This is a genomic window from Rugamonas rivuli (assembly GCF_009380165.1).
GTDB lineage: Bacteria > Pseudomonadota > Gammaproteobacteria > Burkholderiales > Burkholderiaceae_D > Rugamonas > Rugamonas rivuli.
The window spans coordinates 25,499-41,059 of sequence record NZ_WHUF01000013.1; the positions used below are offsets into that span (position 1 = coordinate 25,499).

15 protein-coding genes, 3 tRNA genes and 1 riboswitch are annotated in these 15,561 nt (G+C 61.9%); of the genes, 16 read left to right on the forward strand and 2 right to left on the reverse strand.

Translation table 11 applies throughout. The features are described from left to right. Positions 1–5 precede the first annotated feature (5 nt). Positions 6–131: riboswitch (ZMP/ZTP riboswitch) on the reverse strand. A gap of 164 nt (positions 132–295) precedes the next feature. The 10 genes from GEV01_RS29840 to GEV01_RS29885 all read left to right on the forward strand — a co-directional run bounded on the left by GEV01_RS29840 (position 296) and on the right by GEV01_RS29885 (position 6,750). Next, on the forward strand, positions 296–1,045 hold the full coding sequence (locus tag GEV01_RS29840) for an SDR family NAD(P)-dependent oxidoreductase (RefSeq protein WP_152809945.1): 750 nt from the start codon (positions 296–298) through the stop codon (positions 1,043–1,045). 251 nt (positions 1,046–1,296) lie between these two features. Continuing rightward, on the forward strand, positions 1,297–1,710 hold the full coding sequence (gene ybgC, locus GEV01_RS29845) for a tol-pal system-associated acyl-CoA thioesterase (RefSeq protein ID WP_152810081.1): 414 nt from the start codon (positions 1,297–1,299) through the stop codon (positions 1,708–1,710). Between the two features lie 8 nt (positions 1,711–1,718). Continuing rightward, the gene (gene tolQ, locus GEV01_RS29850; protein ID WP_008446715.1) at positions 1,719–2,411 is read left to right on the forward strand and encodes a protein TolQ; all 693 of its coding nucleotides are present in this window, start codon (positions 1,719–1,721) and stop codon (positions 2,409–2,411) included. Between the two features lie 15 nt (positions 2,412–2,426). Further along, positions 2,427–2,864, forward strand: a complete 438-nt coding sequence (locus tag GEV01_RS29855; RefSeq protein ID WP_008446713.1) for an ExbD/TolR family protein — start codon at positions 2,427–2,429, stop codon at positions 2,862–2,864. A gap of 15 nt (positions 2,865–2,879) precedes the next feature. Then, on the forward strand, positions 2,880–3,821 hold the full coding sequence (gene tolA / locus GEV01_RS29860) for a cell envelope integrity protein TolA (RefSeq protein ID WP_152809947.1): 942 nt from the start codon (positions 2,880–2,882) through the stop codon (positions 3,819–3,821). A 2-nt stretch (positions 3,822–3,823) separates the two neighbouring features. Beyond that, on the forward strand, positions 3,824–5,089 hold the full coding sequence (gene tolB, locus GEV01_RS29865; protein WP_152809949.1) for a Tol-Pal system beta propeller repeat protein TolB: 1,266 nt from the start codon (positions 3,824–3,826) through the stop codon (positions 5,087–5,089). A 29-nt stretch (positions 5,090–5,118) separates the two neighbouring features. Next, on the forward strand, positions 5,119–5,649 hold the full coding sequence (pal, locus tag GEV01_RS29870) for a peptidoglycan-associated lipoprotein Pal (RefSeq protein WP_008446706.1): 531 nt from the start codon (positions 5,119–5,121) through the stop codon (positions 5,647–5,649). A gap of 107 nt (positions 5,650–5,756) precedes the next feature. After that, complete coding sequence (ybgF, locus tag GEV01_RS29875) at positions 5,757–6,512, forward strand: tol-pal system protein YbgF (RefSeq protein ID WP_152809951.1); 756 nt, start codon at positions 5,757–5,759, stop codon at positions 6,510–6,512. Between the two features lie 57 nt (positions 6,513–6,569). Next, a tRNA-Lys gene (locus tag GEV01_RS29880) sits at positions 6,570–6,645 on the forward strand. Positions 6,646–6,674: 29 nt separating this feature from the next. Further along, a tRNA-Lys gene (locus GEV01_RS29885) sits at positions 6,675–6,750 on the forward strand. A gap of 131 nt (positions 6,751–6,881) precedes the next feature. Here the strand turns inward: GEV01_RS29885 and GEV01_RS29890 are convergent. Next, complete coding sequence (locus GEV01_RS29890; RefSeq protein WP_070272957.1) at positions 6,882–7,160, reverse strand: DUF6447 family protein; 279 nt, start codon at positions 7,158–7,160, stop codon at positions 6,882–6,884. Positions 7,161–7,310: 150 nt separating this feature from the next. Between GEV01_RS29890 and GEV01_RS29895 the strand changes: the two genes are divergently transcribed. The 6 genes from GEV01_RS29895 to GEV01_RS29925 all read left to right on the forward strand — a co-directional run bounded on the left by GEV01_RS29895 (position 7,311) and on the right by GEV01_RS29925 (position 14,117). Further along, a tRNA-Lys gene (locus GEV01_RS29895) sits at positions 7,311–7,386 on the forward strand. A gap of 202 nt (positions 7,387–7,588) precedes the next feature. Further along, positions 7,589–8,296 (forward strand): hypothetical protein, encoded by a 708-nt coding sequence (locus tag GEV01_RS29900; protein WP_152809953.1) that lies wholly within the window; start codon positions 7,589–7,591, stop codon positions 8,294–8,296. 7 nt (positions 8,297–8,303) lie between these two features. Beyond that, entirely contained in the window at positions 8,304–8,840 is a 537-nt protein-coding gene (locus GEV01_RS29905) for a hypothetical protein (protein WP_152809955.1), read from the forward strand. A 109-nt stretch (positions 8,841–8,949) separates the two neighbouring features. Beyond that, on the forward strand, positions 8,950–9,450 hold the full coding sequence (locus GEV01_RS29910; protein ID WP_152809957.1) for a hypothetical protein: 501 nt from the start codon (positions 8,950–8,952) through the stop codon (positions 9,448–9,450). Positions 9,451–9,591: 141 nt separating this feature from the next. Then, complete coding sequence (locus GEV01_RS29915) at positions 9,592–11,538, forward strand: phosphatase PAP2 family protein (RefSeq protein WP_152809959.1); 1,947 nt, start codon at positions 9,592–9,594, stop codon at positions 11,536–11,538. A gap of 473 nt (positions 11,539–12,011) precedes the next feature. Further along, the gene (locus GEV01_RS29925; RefSeq protein ID WP_152809961.1) at positions 12,012–14,117 is read left to right on the forward strand and encodes a TonB-dependent receptor plug domain-containing protein; all 2,106 of its coding nucleotides are present in this window, start codon (positions 12,012–12,014) and stop codon (positions 14,115–14,117) included. 9 nt (positions 14,118–14,126) lie between these two features. Here the strand turns inward: GEV01_RS29925 and GEV01_RS29930 are convergent, their stop codons facing one another. After that, on the reverse strand, positions 14,127–15,527 hold the full coding sequence (locus GEV01_RS29930) for an aminotransferase-like domain-containing protein (protein WP_152809962.1): 1,401 nt from the start codon (positions 15,525–15,527) through the stop codon (positions 14,127–14,129). Between the last annotated feature and the right edge of the window lie 34 nt (positions 15,528–15,561).

The following is a 15,561-nucleotide window of genomic DNA, read 5'->3' on the forward strand; positions in this document are numbered from 1 at the left end:
CCATCGATGGCTGCCCAGGCGAACGGCTGTTGAAATCTCACGTTTCCCGGTGGATGCCCACCTTTCGCTGACCGATCGCCACGCACCAAAACGGTGACTATCGGAGCTTTTCGCCAGTTACGTGAGACGTAATGGAAGCCCGATTGTAATTTATGCGCCAGATTTGAGCAAGGAAATGATTGCTTAAAAGGCAATCTTATGCCGATTTTGATAGGAGAGATAAGCCATACTGCCATTTCGGCTACACTTGACCATCGTTTCCACTCTGGCTTTCACTTAACCGCAAGGATAGAACATGATCGTCTTCATCACCGGCGCCACTGCCGGCTTCGGCGCCGCCATGGCGCGCACTTTCGTCCAGAACGGCCACAAAGTCCTGATCAGCGGCCGCCGCGAGGACCGCCTGCAAGCCCTGGCGGCCGAGCTGGGGGCGGCAGCCCGCCCCATCGTGCTCGACGTCACCGACAAGGCCTCGATCAAGGGCGCGCTGGACAGCCTGCCGGCCGAGTGGTCGCAGATCGACGTGCTGATCAACAATGCCGGCCTGGCGCTGGGCGTCACCCCGGCGCACGAATCGTCGCTGGAAGACTGGGACACCATGATCGCCACCAATTGCAGCGGCCTGGTCGCCATGACCCGCGCCATCCTGCCGGCGATGGTGGCACGCGGCAGCGGCACCGTCATCAACCTGGGCTCGGTGGCGGGCGACACGCCCTACCCTGGCGGCAACGTCTACGGCGCGACCAAGGCCTTCGTCGAGCAATTCACGCTGAACCTGCGCGCCGACCTGGTCGGCACCGGCGTGCGCGCCACCAACCTGGCGCCCGGCCTGTGCGGCGGCACCGAGTTCTCCAACGTGCGCCTGAAGGGCAACGACGCGGCGGCGGCCAAGGTCTACGAAGGCACCGAGCCGCTGACGGCCGAAGACATCGCCAACACCGCCTACTGGATCGCCACCCTGCCGGTCCATATCAACATCAACCGCATCGAAATGATGCCGACCTGCCAGGGCTACGGCCCGTTGACGATCAAGCGCAATCTGTAACTGAGTTTCGGCCCCTCTTGTTTAAGAGGGGCTTAGCCAGCGTTTCATTCCTGAAGCGATTCGTAAGCGGTTGTTACAATCCTTGGCAAGTTGCTGGGAAAACGCTTTACTGTCGCAAGTGCAATCTTTTGCGCGCCAGTTGAAAAATCCGCACAAAGATCGGATTTGACGTGAATTACCCCGTCCTAGCTTCAACGAAAACAATAAAATCGCGTAGAATGTTGCTCAATCTCACTAGTAGTCAAAATAACATGCCAGCAGAGTTTATCTGGAACGTACGGGTCTATTACGAAGACACCGACGCCGGCGGTATCGTCTATTACGCAAACTACCTCAAATTCTTTGAGCGCGCCCGCACCGAATGGCTGCGCGCCATCCATGTCGAACAGCACGCTTTACTGCAGGAACATGACGTCTTGTTCGTCGTCAAAAGCGTCAGCGCGGAGTATCATGCGCCTGCCAAGTTGGACGATGAACTAAAATTAACACTTAGTATCGAAAAGTTAGGCCGCGCCTCGATCCAGTTTGTGCAGCAGGCGTGGTGTGGCGAACGTTTGCTGAACACTGCCCGCGTCAAGGTCGGCTGCGTCGGCTCGAACCTGAGCCCGCGCGCCGTGCCACCAGCGGTTGCTGAAAAAATGCGTAGTACCATCAAAACAGACTGAACACATACATGAACGTCACCCAAGACCTCTCCTTCCTGTCCCTCATCACCAACGCGCACCTGATCGTGCAGTTGATCATGGCGCTGCTGTTCGTCATTTCGCTGACCAGCTGGACCTACATCTTCAGCAAGATGTTCGCCGTGCGTTCGGCCCGCCGCCTGACCGTCGAATTCGAGAAGACCTTCTGGGCCGGCGGCAACCTGCACGCGCTGCACCAGAACGCCGGCAAGGACCGCGCCAACAGCGGCCCGCTGGCGCGCATCTTCGAAGCCGGCATGGGCGAGTTCATCAAGAGCAAGGCCGCCTACACCTCGGCCCGCGAAACCATGGACCATGGCGCCATCCTGGACGGCGCCCGCCGCGCCATGCGCGCAGCCTTCCAGCGCGAGATGGATGTGCTGGAATCGCACCTGGCCTTCCTGGCTTCGGTCGGTTCGGTGTCGCCGTACATCGGCCTGCTGGGCACCGTGTGGGGCATCATGAACGCCTTCCGCGGCCTGGCCAATGTGCAGCAGGCTACGCTGGCAGCGGTCGCCCCCGGCATTGCCGAAGCGCTGATCGCCACCGCCATCGGCCTGTTCGCGGCGATCCCGGCCGTGGTCGCGTACAACCGTTTTTCGCACGATATCGACCGTCTGGCGATCCGCTTCGAAAGCTTTGTCGAAGAGTTCTCCAACATCCTGCAACGTCAGTCGCGTTAAGAAGGCAGAGCAATCATGGCTTCCTCTTTCTCCAGCAGCATGCGCGGCGGCCGCGGCCGCAAGTTCAAGTCCGAGATCAACGTCGTGCCCTACATCGACGTGATGCTGGTGCTGCTGATTATTTTCATGGTGATGCCGTCGGCGAACGACCCGAGCGTGGTCGACCTGCCGAGCGCGGAAAAATCCACCAAGCCGCCAAGCGACTACGTGCAGGTGGTGATCAAGCCGAACGGCGCGCTGTCGATCGGCGTCAAGGGCAAGGGTGAAGAGGCGCCGGAAACCGCGCCCAACCGCGACGCGCTGGTCAAGAAGCTGCGCGCCATCCACAGCGACCATCCGGACTATCCGGTGCTGATCGCCGGCGACAAGGAAAGCAAGTACGACGACGTGATCCAGCTGATCTCGGAAGCGAAGAAGATGGGCATCAACCGGGTCGGCTTGTCGACCAAGTAAATCACAGTGCATACGATGAAACCCGCAACAGCAGGCGGCCCCTACAAAGTACCGCGACAGAATGAAGGCTGGCGCTCCGTCGTGCTGGCCGCGGCCATGCACGCCGTGCTGTTGCTGTTCCTGTGGGTGGGCGTGAGCTGGCAGAACAATCAGCCGACCGAAGTGCAGGCCGAGATCTGGGACATGAAGGTGCAGGACGCCGCGCCGCCGGCCCCGCCCGTCGTCAAGCCCGAGCCGGAACCCGAACCGGAGCCTGAGCCGGTGGTCAAGGCCGCCCCGCCGAAACCGGTGGAAGCACCGCCGACGCCGAAGGAACCGGACATCGCCCTCGAACGCCTGAAGGCGAAGAAGAAGCTCGAACAGGAAAAACTCGAAGCGGCCAAGGAAGCCAAGCTGAAGAAGGAAGCCGACGAGAAGCAGGCCAAGCTGGAAGCGAAGAAACTGGCCGACAAGAAGGCCGCCGAGCAAAAGCTGAAGGACGAAAAAGAACAGGCCGAGAAAGACAAGAAGGAACTGGCCGAAAAGGACAAGAAAAAACTCGCCGCTGAAAAGGCCGCCAAGGAAAAAGCCGAGAAAGCCGAGAAAGCCGCCAAGGACAAGGCCTTCGCAGCCGAGATGAGTCGCATCACCGGCAACGCCGCCAAGGGCAGCACCGGCACCGCCGCCACCTCGACCGGCGGCCGCGTCGACGGCGGCTACCAGGCCGCGATCCGGGCCAAGATCAAGAGCAACCTGGTGTACGGCACGGTCGACGATACGCTGAGCGCGACCTACCAGATCACCCAGCTGCCGACCGGTGAAATCATCGGCGTGCGCAAGATGAAGAGCAGCGGCTCTGCCGCTTACGATAGCGCGATTGAAAACGCGATTGCCAAATCGTCACCACTGCCGAAGAAAAAAGATGGTACGGTAGAGCGCGAGTTTGTCGCCGATTTCAACATGAAGGATATGCACTGATTATGAAAAACCTGAAACTAGCAATCCTCTCCGCCACGCTGGCGCTGGCCGCCGGTGGCGCCCTCGCACAGATGCGGATCGAGATTTCCGGCGTCGGCAGCAACCAGATCCCGGTCGCCGTGGCCGGCTTTGCCGACGAAAACATCGCCCCGCAACAGATCTCGGCCATCATCAAGGCCGACCTGGAACGCAGCGGCGCCTTCAAGCTGATCGACGCCGGCGTCATCACCAGCATGAGCAATATCGACTACGGCAACTGGAAAGCCAAGGGCGCCGACGCGCTGGTGGTGGGCACCGTCGCCAAGTCCGCCGCCGGCGACTTCGAAGTGCGCTACAAGCTGTTCGACACCGTCAAGCAGAGCGAGCTGTCGCAACTGAACGTCGCGCGCGCGCCGCAGTTCACCCGCCTGACCGCCCACAACATCGCCGACGATGTGTACCTGAAGCTGACCGGCATCCGCGGCGCCTTCTCGACCCGCATCGCCTACGTGAAGGAATACGACAAGCGCCACTACGAACTGCTGGTGGCCGACGCCGACGGCGAAGGCGAACAGATGGCGCTGCGCTCGAACGAGCCCATCATCTCGCCGTCGTGGTCGCCGGACGGCACCAAGGTCGCCTACGTGTCGTTCGAACAGAAGAAGCCGGTGGTCTACGTGCAGAACCTGATCAACCGCGCGCGCACCGTCGTCGCCAACGAAAAAGGCAGCAACTCGTCGCCGGTGTGGGCGCCGACCGGCAACAAGCTGGCGGTGTCGCTGTCCAAGGACGGCCATACGCAGATCTACACCGTCAACGCCGACGGCGGCAACCTCAAGCGCGTCTCCAACAGCGCCGGCATCGATTCCGAAGCCAACTTCGCGCCGGACGGCAGCATCTACTTCATGAGCGACCGCAGCGGCGGCCCGCAGATCTATCGCATGAACGGCGACGGCGGCGAAGCCAAGCGCGTCACCTTCACCGGCAACTACAACATCAGCCCGCGCGTATCGGCCGACGGCAAGACGCTGGCCTACATTTCCCGCCGCGACGGCAACTACCAGCTGTACGCGATGGACCTGGCCAGCGGCCAGGAACAGCGCCTGTCCGACAGCACCGACGACCAGTATCCAAGCTTTGCCCCGAACGGCAAATACATCATGTACGCCACTCAAGCCGGCGGCCGCAAATCGCTCGCTGTGGTCTCGGTGGATGGACGTGTGAAGCAACGCCTGACCACACAGGCGGGCAACATCAAGGAGCCCACCTGGGGTCCATTCATGCAGTAATTTTTACCCTTCATTACTAGGAGAATCAAATGCGTAAACTCAGCAGCTTAGCTTTCATCGTCACCACCGCCGCCATCCTGTCCGCTTGCTCGACTCCGGTCAAAATCGCCGAGCCGGCGAAAGTGGAAGAGCGTCAAGTCGAACAAAAACCGCAGCCGCAGCCGGACACCCGTACCGTCGCTCCGGTCGAAACCAAATCGCTGGATCCGCTGGACGATCCTAAAGGCGTGCTGGCCAACCGCAGCGTCTACTTCGACTTCGACAGCTACGTCGTGCGCGACGACGGCAAGCCAGTGGTGGAAAACCACTCGGCCTACCTGGCCAAGAACAAAGCCCGCTCGATCCTGATCCAAGGTAACACCGACGAACGCGGTGGCGCCGAATACAACCTGGCCCTGGGCCAGAAGCGCGCTGAAGCCGTGCGTAAAGCGATGACCACGCTGGGCGTGCCGGAATCGCAGATCGAAGCCGTATCGCTGGGCAAAGAGAAGCCTAAGGCATCCGGTTCGAACGAAGAGGCATGGGCACAAAACCGTCGTGCAGACATCGTCTACAAGTAATCGAAAGCACTACCCTTTTGCCGGGTCACAGGCATAATACGGGGCGGCGCGCGGATAACACCGCGCCCCGCCCCGTTTCCTTTTAGATTTGTGTGAAAGCGCCCGACATGATGAAACTCTCCAAATCCGGCCTGAGCGCCGCCCTGCTGGCCGCGCTGACCTGGCTGCCGCTGCAAGCCCATGCCGGGCTGTTCGACGACGACGAAGCCCGCAAGGCCCTGCTCGACCTGCGCGCCAAGGTCGAAGCCATGCGCAGCGAGCTGAACGCCCGCATCGACACCAAATCCGACAAGTCCAGCACGCTGGACCTGATCAATCAAAACGAAGTGACCCTGCAGGAAGTGGCCAAGCTGCGCGGCCAGATCGAAGTGCTGAGCAACGAGCTGGCGAACGCGCAAAAGCGCCAGAAAGATTTCTACGTCGACCTGGACGCCCGCCTGCGCAAGCTGGAGCCGCGCGAAGTGACCATCGACGGCAAGACCGCGCAGGTGGATCCGAACGAACAGAAGACCTACGAGGCGGCCTACAAGATCTTCCTCGCCGGCGACTACAAGGCCGGCGGTACGGCGTTCTCCGAGTTCCTGCAGCGTTACCCAGGGTCGAGCTACGCGGCCAACGCCCAGTACTACCTGGGCAGCTCCTACTTCGCGCAGCGCGACTGCAAGGGCGCGATCTCGGCCCAGCTGCTGGTGCTGAAAAACTACCCGGACAGCCCACGCGCGCCGGAAGCCATGCTCAACATCGCCAGCTGCCAGAGCGAGCTGAAGGACAAGGCCGCCAAGAAGACGCTGCAGGACCTGATCAAGGCCTATCCTGACTCGGCGGCAGCAGCGACGGCAAAAGAACGCCTCAGCGGCAAATAATTACCCGGGGGTATTTGACAGCAAGAGTCATTACCCCCTATAATCTCGCTTCTTCGGGGGTCGTTAGCTCAGCTGGTAGAGCAGCGGACTTTTAATCCGTTGGTCGCAGGTTCGAATCCCGCACGGCCTACCAATCGAAGAAAACCAAGGTTTCATACCTTTGGGTCGTTAGCTCAGCTGGTAGAGCAGCGGACTTTTAATCCGTTGGTCGCAGGTTCGAATCCCGCACGGCCTACCAAGAATACTCAAGGAAGCCCACGAATTTCGGTTCGTGGGCTTTTTTGTTGCCCATCGCCCAGCCTCGCGATTTGCCATAGCGCGTCGCGAGCGGCAGCGCGCCCGCGACGTTCTCCCTGATGCACAGGAACTTTACGCTGCTGCGGCAGCGGCCTTCGGCTTGCGCGGAGCGCGCGGCTTTTTCGGTTTCTCTGCAGGGGCAGCGGCAGCGGCCTCGCGGCCTTTGACCGCTTCGATCAGGGCATTGGCATAGGCGTTGCGAGCGGTCTGGGCGAAGGCAGTTTGTTGCTGCAAGCGGGCCAGTTCCGCATCGACGGCCTGGATGTTGGCGGCCTGAATCCTGGCAGCCTCGTTCAGGTTGGCGGAGGCGTAGGAGGTTCCATTGATGGTAACGTATTGCGGTAAAGTCATCTTCTTCCTTGATTATCGTATCCGGGCCGGAAGTCCCAGTCGGCCATGATTGTATGTCTAACCGGCACGCCTCGCCAAGGGCGCCTGAGCCTTCCTGCGACATTTTGGGCTTGTCAGATTCCGTTCCGCGCATTATGATGCTGGCCCCTTGGGTCGTTAGCTCAGCTGGTAGAGCAGCGGACTTTTAATCCGTTGGTCGCAGGTTCGAATCCCGCACGGCCTACCAAGAATTATCAAGGAAGCCCACGAATTTCGGTTCGTGGGCTTTTTTTATTTCCGGCCTTGTCCACAAAATCCTCATTGATTCCGGCAGGACGAAGTAACTGACGCGACTTCCCATCTCCAACAGGTCGCTGCATTGCGATGCCACAAGCCATCAGATCCCAACACTCAATACGCTAGCCAAACGTATATTTGAGGACCATCTTATGGAACAGAGTAAAGTCAGTGACGAGGAAGCGCTTTTCGAACGTACGATAAAGTCGCTGGAAAGTCAGATCACCAATGTTGGCGCCCATCTAACTATCGATACTCAGGCGCGCTTGCTCTATATTCGGGAAATCAAACGAATGGCGGACAACTTGCAGGCCAACGCGACTGCTGGCAGGATCACGTGGGCTGCAGCAGCCCGTGAGGCACAGGAAACACGCAATCTCATCATGGGTATCGTGCGTGCGCGGAGCACTCCCGTGGGACGGTCGTTTGCAGAAAAGATGAAGCTCAAGGGATATTCGTTAAATCAACTGATCGCAACCAAGACCATTGAATTACACGGCGAGAATGCTATTTTCTCTCGTCTATCGAACGCCAAACAGAATGGTATTTATGCGAGCATAGTTACATCCGCAGGCAAATCAAACTTGCGAGTCACCCGCGCAATGGCAAGTCTTACTTATGCTGGGCGAAGTGTGCTTTTTCTAGGTATAGCTCTCTCCGCTTATCACATCGCAGCTTCGTCAAACAAGGTAGCAGCATTTCGGAAAGAGCTTACAATAAATGGCGCCAGCGTCGCAGGCGGCATTGCTGGCGGGGCTGTGGCCGGCTTGGCGTGCGGCCCTGCTGCACCGGTTTGCGTTACAGTTGGAGCGTTTGCAGGGGGAGCGCTTGCAGCGTTTGCGGCAAGTTATAGCTGGTAGAACTTCAATGAAATTAGTACACGCGCCAGACTACTCAATACGCGTCATCACAGAATCGACCTCGGATGCGGAGCCGATGTGTGAAGTCATTATCGCAGGAGCAGCTACGGGTAAAGTCCTCCAAGGCGCCGTGTTTGAAGCAGGCCTTAGGTGGAACGAATATACCCTGCTCTTTATCACCAACGATGTGCCTTTTGAAGACACGCTGAACATCTATCTGCTCGACCAGCATTTGAATATCGCTGACTATGCGCGGATGTACTTCATGTACTCAACAGGTATTTTTTCCGATCTGGACCTGACGGAAGCAGATACCGTTCGCTTCAGATTCCTGGGGGAGATGACCTGGAAACTCAAGCTCTTCCCCGAGAAAAGGTTTGCCATCCCCATATTCTCAGCCCCCCTAGGAGTGCACCGTCCGTTTACATTTTCACAAAGATTTCAGCTATCGGCACATCCCTTACCCAAACATAGCAAGCCGCAGGATCATCAAACAATCCCGTCACGCCGCGCAACGCGGATGAGAGTTACGCCAAAGGGATAAGTGCATACGCCCGCTTCGCAGAAACGCAGCGCGCCCCCTCAGTGAGATAGCGTTCTGATCCTGCCTGGCCTGTGCTAAAGTTGGCAATTTCACAGCAAAAGTTCAACGCATGCACGCCATACCCGCCCGGATGACCTACCTGCGCAATGCCGAAGCAGTCTGCAGCTTCGCCTTGCCTGCCATCTTCTGCTACGACTGGCAGAGGTCGGGCGATCCAGTCACATGGGGGATGCGGGGAGCGGCGCTCGTGCTGATCAGCTACATCTTGCTGCAGGGCGTGCTGTACTGGCATCTCAAGTTGCAGTCGGTCGTGCAGCGCCAGCCATTGCCGGCGTATTTCCAGCCGCTGTACCGCTTCTTCAAATACTCGAACTTCCTGGCCATCGCTGCCGTGGCCGCGTTCATTGCAGCGATGAACGACGCCACCACCTCGACTGCGGACCTGTTGTGGTCGTATGGTTTGCTGACGCTCGCAGTGCTGGAGCAGATCAACTACTACCACTATCAACTGATGTACGACACGCGCGCCGCCTTCGCCTATCTGCGCCGCAACGGCCGCCTGCGCAAAGCAGCGCTGGGACTGGACCTTGAGCGGCAGAAAGCCATATAAGCGCTCCAAGGAAGTCACCAATATCATTTTCGGTATCAACCGATCATATTTCCGCTAGGAAGCGTTTTCGACGGCGGCGTAACCACCCTGTCATATGAGGCCACTACCTTGGTGCGTTTTCCACCATCGTACGGTCCTTATATGCAATTGTTTTCAACGCGTCCCCACATCCTGGCCCTGAGTATCGGGTTGGCCCTGAGCGCCTGCGGCGGCTCCTCCACGGAAGAACCGCTGGTGATTCCGGCTGCGCCAGCCGACCAGGGCACGGCTGAAGTGGCGTCGCTGCCATCCGCCACCGCCTTTGTCGACACCATCGCCACCAACCAGCGCGGCGATGCCCGCTACGCGACGTTGGCCACCAACGCCGGCGTGCGCATCCTGGGCGGCTTCCTCGATGTGTGGAAACCGCTGACCGAAATCGTCGATGCCGGCGTCACCGCACCCGCCGTCGACAGCTTCCCTGCCGTGGTCGCCTCCACCTGGACCGGCGTGCCCAACGACGGCACCCCGGATGGCAAAGTGGTCAACGCCGCCGTGCATCAGGCCAATATCGACTATGTCGTCAAAGCCACCGCCAACCGTACGGCGGATCAAGCCACGCAAGCCTATCTGGACGACCGCCGCGGCAAAGGCTACAGCGTCACCGACGGCATGGGTCCGCTGACCAGCGCCTGGCGCACCGCCGCCCAGCAGGCCACCAGCATCAACGGAGTCGCGGCCGACGCCACCAGCGTGCTGTACAACGACAGCGGCAACAACACCGGTGTCGCCGGCAGCGCCAACGCCAGCTTCGGCAGTGTGGTCGACCTGGTCAACCTCGTCGGCGGCAACGCCTCCACCGAGCCGGCCAAGCGCTTCTACAAATACGCTCGCCCTTACCGCTGGAGCAGCAGCGTGCAGGTATTGCCGACGCTGGTTCCGGCCAAGAGCAGCACGCCGGCCACCGACGGCGGCTTCACCAGCGGCCACTCGGCCGAAGCCGCGCGCGATGCGGTAGCCATGGCCTATGCGGTGCCGGAGCGCTTCCAGGAGATGCTGAGCCGAGGCCTGGAACTGGGCGAATCGCGCATCCTGGCCGGCATGCACTCGCCGCTGGATGTGTTGAGCGGCCGTATCCTCGGCCAGGCCAGCGCCGCCGCCAATCTGGCGGATCCGGCCAACGCGGCCAAGAAAGCCGCCGCCTTCATGCAGGCGCACGCCACGCTGATGGCCGCAACCGGCACCACCGCCGACAACTTTGCCGCTTACGCACAGTCCGGCACTGCGGCCAACGACCGCTTCGCCGACTACGCGACCAACAAAGCCAACTACCTGCGCCGCAGTACCTACGGCTTCGCGCCGGTCGCCGCCACCAATGTCGCCGCCGCCGTGCCGAAAGGCGCGGAAGTGCTGCTGGAAACCCGCCAGCCTTACCTGAGCGACGCCCAGCGCCGCGTGGTGCTGAAGACCACCGCGCTGCCATCGGGCTATCCGGTCATGGACGATGCTGAAGGCTGGGGCCGCTTGAACCTGTTCGCTGCGGCGGACGGCTACGGCGCGTTCAACGGCAACGTCACCATCGTCATGGACGCCAGCAAGGGCGGCTTCAACGCGGTGGACCGCTGGCGCAACGACATCAGCGGCACCGGCAAGCTGATCAAGCAAGGCACGGGCACGCTGAAGCTGGCCGGCGCCAACAGCTGGACCGGCGGCACCGAGCTGGCCGCCGGCACGCTGCAAGGCGATTCCGCCGCCGCGTTCGGCGCTGGCGACGTCTACGTCAGCGGCGGCACGCTGGTGGCCAACGCCCCTGCCCCGCTGAAGGTCGCCGGCAAATATACCCAGCTGAGCGGCAGCACCACGCTGGAGCTGGACCTGGGCGCCGCCGGCAGCCAGGGCAGCCTGGCCGTGGCCACCACCGCCACCATCGCCGGCGGAACGCTGCGCGTGAAATTCGTCAACGGCTACAAACCCAAGGCGGGCGACGTGCTGACCGTCATCACAGCGGCCAGCCTGAAGGGCAAGTTCACGACCATCGCGGTGGATGGCTTTGCCAACGTCACGCCCAACTACAGCGCCACCACGCTGACATTGACCGTCGGCAGCTAAGCCGCACGAAGCCCGGGCGCGAGCCGCCCGGGCAATTGCCCGATGCGTGACAATAGCTGCGTTTATCGGAGACGCCGACCATAAGGGACAGTAATGACATTGAAGCCCAAGCACATACGCGAAATGCTCTTGCTAGCCCTGTCACTTTTCTACCTCCTCCTGGCATCCGCCAGCGCAAGCACGTGTTACGGCACAATCGCCAACGGCCGCCTGCAAGATCAAACAGGTCATCTTCCAAAAAGAGCTCGTGACGCTGCTGCTGCAGACGAAACGCGGCAGCTACCTGCGCAACAACGTGGCCTTCATGAAGGCCACACCATGGATCAGGCACGATGAGCACTATCACGTGGACTTTTCCATACCCTGCCGCCGCCTTCAACCGCCATAACAACTGATGCACTTTGACAACAGCTAATTGTTAAAGTGAAAATCCGCGTGTATTGTGGTGCTCTTGATGTTGTTCAACACCCAACATGAAACAGCCCCTTTCCTTCCGCATGCAGCCCGGCCCAGGCTGGCTGTTGGCCTTGGCCCTGGCGGCCTGCCATCCCCTGACAGCCTCCGCGACCACGCCGGAAGACGAAGACCTGGCCCTGTACGGCATGGACCGCTCCGCCATCAGTCTGGCAACCGGCTCCACCCAGCTCCTGCGCCGTGCGCCGGCGGTGGCCTCCGTGGTGACGGCCGAGGATATCGCCGCCATCGGCGCCACCGACCTGAACCAAGTACTGGAAACCGTGGCCGGCATCCACGTCACGCGCGGGGCGCCGCTGTATCCGCCGCTGTACATCATTCGCGGCATCGGCAGCGGCGGCCCCACCAACCCGCAAGTGCTGGTCATGCTCAACGGCCTGCGGATGAGCACCGACTACACCGGCGACAAAGGCAATATGTGGGTCAGCATGCCGGTGACGAATGTGGCGCGGATCGAAATCATCCGCGGCCCCGGCTCCGCCCTGTATGGCGCCGACGCGTTCGCCGGCGTCATCAACATCATCACCAAGACGGCGGACCAGATCCCGGGCCTGCACGCGGGCGTGCAAGCGGGCTCGTTCAAAACGCGCAACGCCTGGCTGGAGTACGGCCACAAGCAAGACCAGCTGGCCATCGCGGCCTATCTGCAAGCGGGCCGCACCGATGGCCCGGACGGCGTCATCGAAGCCGACGCGCAAACGCTCAACGACAGCCGCTTCGGCACCCATGCCAGCAAGGCGCCCGGCAAGATGAGCGCAGGCTACAGCGCCTACGATGGCGGCCTCGACCTGTCCTATCAGCGCTGGCGCTGGCGCACCAACCTGAAATGGCGCGGCGACGTCGGCACCGGCCCCGGCGTCAACTCGGCGCTGGACCCGGACCACAAGACCCGCACCGGCATGGCGCTCAGCGAACTGGCCTGGACTGCGCCCGACTTTTCCGACGCGTGGAACGTGGGCGCTACGCTCAGCTACATGTTTTTCACCGAACAGTCGCCCGATGGGCTGGGACTGTTTCCGGCCGGCGCGCGCATCGGCCCCAACTTGTTCCCGAACGGGATGATCGGCGGCCCCAGCCGCTGGGAGCGCAATCTGCGCAGCGCGGCCTACGCCACCTACAGCGGCTGGAACCACCACGCGCTGCGCCTGGGCATCGGCCATGACGACCTGTATCTGTACCAGGTCAGCACGATGAAGAACTTCCTGCTCAACCCGGCGGGCGTGCCGATACCGACCGGCCCGGTGATCGACTACGGCGCCATCCAGCCGCACATCCTGCCGCAGCGCCGCAAGATCAACTATGCCTACATCCAGGACGAATGGCAGTTCGCGCGCGACTGGGCGCTGACGGCCGGCGTCCGCCACGACGATTACTCCGACTTCGGCGGCACCACCAATCCGCGCCTGGCGCTGGTGTGGGATGCCGACCTGAACGTCACAGTCAAGCTGCTGCACGGCCGCGCCTTCCGTTCGCCCAGCTTCAACGAACAGACCGGCATCAACCCGGTCAACATGGGCAATCTGAAGATCGAGCCGGAGACCATCGCCACCACCGAAGCGGCGCTGGCGTGGCAAGCGCGCCATGACCTGGCCGTCAACCTCAGCCTGTTCCGCTACAAGATGAAAGACCTGATACGCTCGGTGCCGAATCCGGCGCCGGCGCCGGGCGCCACCTACCAGAACAGCGGCAGCCAGGACGGCAACGGCGGCGAGGTCGAGCTGACGTGGGATGTGGACGCCAACCTGCGCTGGCAAGCGAACTACGCGCGCCAGAACGCGCGCGATCCGGGCTATGCGCCGCGCCATCACGCCAACACCCGCGTGGACTGGAGCTTCAGCCCCGGCTGGCGCCTGACGCCGCAGCTGAACTGGGTGGCCGGCCGCCGCCGGGCGCTCGGCGACGCGCGCGCGCCGATTGCAGACTACCGCACCGTCGACGCCACGCTGACGCGGCGGCTGCCGCATGGCTGGACCGTGTCGGCCAGCGTGCGCAATATGTTCGACGCCGACGCCCGCGAACCCAGCCTGACGCCGGGACTGGCGCTGCCGTTCGATATTCCGGTATCGCCGCGCGCGGTGGAGCTGATGCTCAGCGTGAAGCTGTAACGCGCCCGGTCAGCGCATCCGCTTTTTCAGGAAGGCAAAGATGCGCGGGTCATGCGCGTAGGCGACGTTGAAACGCAGGAAGCGCCCGGCGGTGTTGCTGACGCTGAAGACATTCCCCGGCGCGAACAATATATCGGCCTTCAACCCCGCGCCGGCAATCGCCGACGCATCCATGTCCGCCCCGCCCTGCACCCATAGAAACGGTCCGCCGGCCGGCTCGGCCCACGGCTCCAGCCCGCTGTCCCGCAAGCGCTTGCGCACCGACACCGAAGCCTTCCGCAAGCGCTGGCGGATGGCCTCGGTATGCTTGCGGTAGCTGCCGTCGAGCAGCAGCCTGGAGATCAGCCGTGCCGACAGTTCGTTGTTGCCGAACGTGGTGGCCAGCTTCAAATCCAGGATCGCCTCCACCCACTCCTGTTTGGCGACCAGGTAGCCGCAGCGCGTGGCGCCCGACAGCGTCTTGGAAAAACTGCCGATGTAGATCACGTTCTGCAACTGGTCCAGCGCGGCGAGGCGCACCGCCGGGCGTTCCTCCAGATCGGCAAAGGTGTCGTCCTCGATGATGGCGAAGCCGTGCTGCTGGCTCAGCAGCAGTATCCGGTGCACCACGGCCGCCGCGAAGGAAATGCCGGTGGGGTTTTGCAGCACCGTGTTGGTGATGTAGAGCCGGGGCCGATGCCGCGCCAGCTCGGCTTCGAACTGCTGCATGTCCGGCCCGTTCGGCGTGAGCGGGATGCCGACCACATGCACGCGGTGCGCGCGCAGGCTGGCCTGGAAATTGAAGTAGCACGGGTCGTCCACAAACACCGTGTCGCCGGGCTGCACCAGCAGGCGGATGGCCAGGTCCAACGCCTGGCTGCCGCTATCGGTCAGCACGATGCCGTCCAGCGGCGCCGCGACGCCACGCCCGTCCAGATGGCGCTGCAATTGTTCACGCAGCGGACGGTAGCCGGCCGGTTCGCCATAAGCCGTCAGGCCGTCGCCGGGATCGCGCCGCAAGGAGCCCAGCACGCGCCGTATGCCTTCGTCGTTCAGGTAGTCCGGCGGCAGCCAGCCGCAGCCTGGCCGCAAGGCATGCGGCGGCAATTGCAAGGCGTTGCGCAGCATCCAGAACTCATCGACCTGGCGCAGCGGCGCGGCGGCCGGGCGGCCGATCTCCAGCACCGGCCTCGGCGTCGACACGAAGAAGCCGGACTTGGCGCGCGATACCGCCAGGCCTTGCGCCACCAGCCTGTCATAGGCCTCCACCGCCGTGGACTTGGAGATGCCGCCGGCCAGCGCGAAGCTGCGGATCGACGGCAGCTTGGCTCCCGGCGTCAGCTCGCGCGCCTCGATGGCGGCGGCAAAGTAGTCGACCACCTGTTCGATGACGCTGAGTCCGGAAGCGGCGCTACGGCTGAATGCTTGCATCTGTCCCATCCCTTGTACCAGTACAGTATCGAGT

What these genes read in the sequence shown, in the direction of transcription:
- tolA (WP_152809947.1), top strand. Translation starts at nt 2,880, where the DNA reads ATGAAACCCGCAACAGCAGGCGGCCCCTACAAAGTACCGCGACAGAAT.
- GEV01_RS29905 (WP_152809955.1), top strand. Translation starts at nt 8,304, where the DNA reads ATGAAATTAGTACACGCGCCAGACTACTCAATACGCGTCATCACAGAA.
- pal (WP_008446706.1), top strand. Translation starts at nt 5,119, where the DNA reads ATGCGTAAACTCAGCAGCTTAGCTTTCATCGTCACCACCGCCGCCATC.
- tolB (WP_152809949.1), top strand. Translation starts at nt 3,824, where the DNA reads ATGAAAAACCTGAAACTAGCAATCCTCTCCGCCACGCTGGCGCTGGCC.
- ybgC (WP_152810081.1), top strand. Translation starts at nt 1,297, where the DNA reads ATGCCAGCAGAGTTTATCTGGAACGTACGGGTCTATTACGAAGACACC.
- GEV01_RS29915 (WP_152809959.1), top strand. Translation starts at nt 9,592, where the DNA reads ATGCAATTGTTTTCAACGCGTCCCCACATCCTGGCCCTGAGTATCGGG.
- tolQ (WP_008446715.1), top strand. Translation starts at nt 1,719, where the DNA reads ATGAACGTCACCCAAGACCTCTCCTTCCTGTCCCTCATCACCAACGCG.
- GEV01_RS29855 (WP_008446713.1), top strand. Translation starts at nt 2,427, where the DNA reads ATGGCTTCCTCTTTCTCCAGCAGCATGCGCGGCGGCCGCGGCCGCAAG.
- GEV01_RS29925 (WP_152809961.1), top strand. Translation starts at nt 12,012, where the DNA reads ATGAAACAGCCCCTTTCCTTCCGCATGCAGCCCGGCCCAGGCTGGCTG.
- GEV01_RS29930 (WP_152809962.1), bottom strand. Translation starts at nt 15,527, where the DNA reads ATGCAAGCATTCAGCCGTAGCGCCGCTTCCGGACTCAGCGTCATCGAA.
- GEV01_RS29900 (WP_152809953.1), top strand. Translation starts at nt 7,589, where the DNA reads ATGGAACAGAGTAAAGTCAGTGACGAGGAAGCGCTTTTCGAACGTACG.
- GEV01_RS29840 (WP_152809945.1), top strand. Translation starts at nt 296, where the DNA reads ATGATCGTCTTCATCACCGGCGCCACTGCCGGCTTCGGCGCCGCCATG.
- ybgF (WP_152809951.1), top strand. Translation starts at nt 5,757, where the DNA reads ATGATGAAACTCTCCAAATCCGGCCTGAGCGCCGCCCTGCTGGCCGCG.
- GEV01_RS29890 (WP_070272957.1), bottom strand. Translation starts at nt 7,160, where the DNA reads ATGACTTTACCGCAATACGTTACCATCAATGGAACCTCCTACGCCTCC.
- GEV01_RS29910 (WP_152809957.1), top strand. Translation starts at nt 8,950, where the DNA reads ATGCACGCCATACCCGCCCGGATGACCTACCTGCGCAATGCCGAAGCA.